This window comes from Kitasatospora sp. NPDC047058 (assembly GCF_040643935.1).
Classification (GTDB): domain Bacteria; phylum Actinomycetota; class Actinomycetes; order Streptomycetales; family Streptomycetaceae; genus Kitasatospora.
In genome coordinates this window covers 1-1426 of record NZ_JBEYVJ010000862.1, presented here as the reverse complement: position 1 = coordinate 1426, position 1426 = coordinate 1, and the positions used below count along the sequence as shown (strand labels likewise).

Below are 1426 nucleotides of genomic sequence, written 5' to 3'. Positions count from 1 at the left end.
CTTCGCGGTCACGGCGATGATCGGCAGCCGCGCGTGCTCGGGCATGGTCCGGATCGCGGCGGTCGCGGCGTAGCCGTCCATCTCGGGCATCATCACGTCCATCAGGATGACGTCGAGGTTCGGGTTCGCGGTCAGGACGTCGAGGGCGGCCCGCCCGTTCTCGGCCTGCAGGACGCGCATGCCGTGCAGTTCCAGGATGCCGGTGATCGCGTAAAGGTTGCGGTCGTCGTCGTCCACGACGAGGGCGGTGCGTCCGGCCAGGGCCGCGTCCGCGTCGGGGGCCTGCCAGGCCGTCGCGCCCGTGGAGCGGAGCGGCAGGACGTCGCCGGGCCTGTCGGCGTTCATGTGCAGCGCGATGCGTTCGCGCAGTTCGTCGAGGCTGGAGATGAACTCCACCCTCCCTGCCCTGCTGCCGCGCGTTCGTCCGTCGTCCTCGGCGGCGAGGCTGCGGCTGGTGTGGGCGAGGACCGGGACGCCGAGCAGCGCGGGGTCGCGGTCCATGTCCGCCAGGAGGTCGGCGGCGGCGTCGTCGGGGAGGTCGAGTTCCAGGACGACGCAGTGAGAGGGGCCTGCGGCGAGGGTGGCGGCGGCCTCCTGGGTACCGCTGGCGGTGACGATTTCCACGTCCCGGTGATCCTCGGCCTCGGCGTAGCGGGCGACGTCGGCCACGGCGCTCTCGGCGACGAGGGACAGCAGGCCGTTCGGTCGTCCTTCGATCACGAGCAGACGCCGCGGCAGGGCTCGGGGCCGGTTCTCGGTGTTGCCGTCGCTCCGGCCGGTGGACTGTTCCCGGTGGTCGCCGGTGCCGGCGGGTTCCAGCGCCGTGGCGGGCCGCATGAGGGCGGCGCCGGCGACGTCGGGGGCGGCGAGGGCGGAGACGGGAAGGTAGAGGGTGAAGGTGCTGCCCTGGCCCGGGGTACTCTCCGCGGTGATCGCTCCACCCAGCAGGTGGGCGATCTCCCGGCTGATGGACAGTCCCAGGCCGGTGCCGCCGTACCTGCGGCTGGTGGTTCCGTCCGCCTGCTGGAAAGCGCCGAAGACGGTCTCCAGGTGCTGGGGGACGATCCCGATCCCGGTGTCGACGACCCGGAAGGCCAGTACCGGGACGCTCCGCCGCACCGCGGCCGGGACCGCCTCCTGCTCGGCGCGTTCGATGAGCAGTTCGACGCGGCCCCTCTCGGTGAACTTGACCGCGTTGGAGAGCAGGTTGCGCAGCACCTGGCGCAGCCGGTAGTCGTCGGTGACCAGCTCACCGGGTACGCCGTCCCCCGTCCGCACGGCGAAGGCCAGGCTCTTCTGGGTGGTCATGGGCCGGAAGGTGGCCTCGACGTAGTCGAGGAGCGTGTGCAACGGGACGGACTCGACGGTGAGGTCCATCTTGCCGGCCTCGACCTTGGACAGGTCGGGGATGTCGTTGATCAGCTGG

The 1426-nt window shown here is 71.7% G+C and carries 1 protein-coding gene; it reads right to left on the bottom strand.

Annotation, left to right across the window (positions count from 1 at the left end):
- Nucleotides 1–1426: ATP-binding protein (locus ABZ885_RS41165; protein ID WP_360200333.1), on the bottom strand; the 1426-nt coding region annotated here is incomplete at both ends.